The 1,009-nt window shown below is 70.5% G+C and carries 3 protein-coding genes; all 3 read left to right on the forward strand.

All coding sequences use genetic code 11. From position 1 onward, the window contains the following. Positions 1-302, forward strand: a 302-nt coding sequence (locus tag VF202_14810; GenBank protein HEX7041385.1) for a hypothetical protein, incomplete at its 5' end; no start/stop codon positions are given. Beyond that, on the forward strand, positions 299-667 hold the full coding sequence (locus tag VF202_14815; GenBank protein HEX7041386.1) for a hypothetical protein: 369 nt from the start codon (positions 299-301) through the stop codon (positions 665-667). The genes VF202_14810 and VF202_14815, both read left to right, overlap by 4 nt. After that, entirely contained in the window at positions 664-834 is a 171-nt protein-coding gene (locus tag VF202_14820; protein HEX7041387.1) for a hypothetical protein, read from the forward strand. Before VF202_14815 ends, VF202_14820 begins: the two co-directional genes overlap by 4 nt. Positions 835-1,009 lie beyond the last annotated feature (175 nt).

Raw genomic sequence — 1,009 nt, forward strand, 5'->3', positions numbered from 1 at the left:
ACACCCCCTACCTCGGCTACGACGAGGGCTACGGCTTCGTGCCGAGCGAGACGCACCGTGCGGTCCTGATCGCGACCCACGTTCGCCACAAGCCCGTCCTCGCCCTCCTAGAGGACGTGGAGCCGCTTCCGGCGCGTGACGACACCGCCGAACTGGTCGAAGCGCTGAGGGCATGCATCGAGCCGATGGTGTGCGCCGCGGACGTTTGCGAGGCGGAGGGCGCGTCGGCGGTCGCCTGGGCATGCAGGGCCGCTGTTGAGAGCGCCCGCGCCGTGCTCGCGCGGGTGAGGGGAGTCTCGTGACGCGCGACGAGGCAAGCGCACGAACCTGCCAGTGGCGCCAGGACGAGCACAACGGCATCTGGCATAGCGCCTGCGGACCGATGTGGCCATTCGAGGAAGGGGGTCCGCGGGAGAACGGATGCACCTATTGCCCACGGTGCGGGGGTGTCATCGAGGTCTACGCGGGGAGCTTTGCGGGCTGGCTCGCCGCCGTCGTCGAACAGAACACCCCCGTCGCGCCGCGCGACGACACCGCCGAACTGGTCGAGGCGCTAGAGGCGGTGACCAAGGCTGCGTACGACCCCGGCGTTGGGGCGTACGCCGTGACGCGAGCAACCATGCGGCGTGTGCAAGCCGCGCTCGCGCGGGTGAAGGAGGCGCCATGAACCTCTGGCTCGTGTACGTCATCGCCGTCCTCGCCTTCGCGCTCGGGTACGCCACCGGCGGGCGACTGTCCGAGAGCGAGTACGACGCCAAGCTCCGCGCCGACTGGAACGAACGCCAGCGCCTGAGGGCCGAGGCTAGGCTCCAGGAACTCGAGGGGCGCTCTTGACCGTCGACCCCGCCCTCTACCGGCGCCTCCAGGAACGCAGCGACCGCCTCGAACGGCAAGCGCGCATCCTCGGCGACGCCTTCCACCGGTTCGCCGAAGAACTCGCAGGCCTCGGCCGCGACCTCGCCCAACTCGAAACCCCGATCGGGCAACCGGCGCCCGACGCCACACCCCC

The sequence above is a fragment of the Trueperaceae bacterium genome (assembly GCA_036381035.1).
GTDB lineage: Bacteria > Deinococcota > Deinococci > Deinococcales > Trueperaceae > DASRWD01.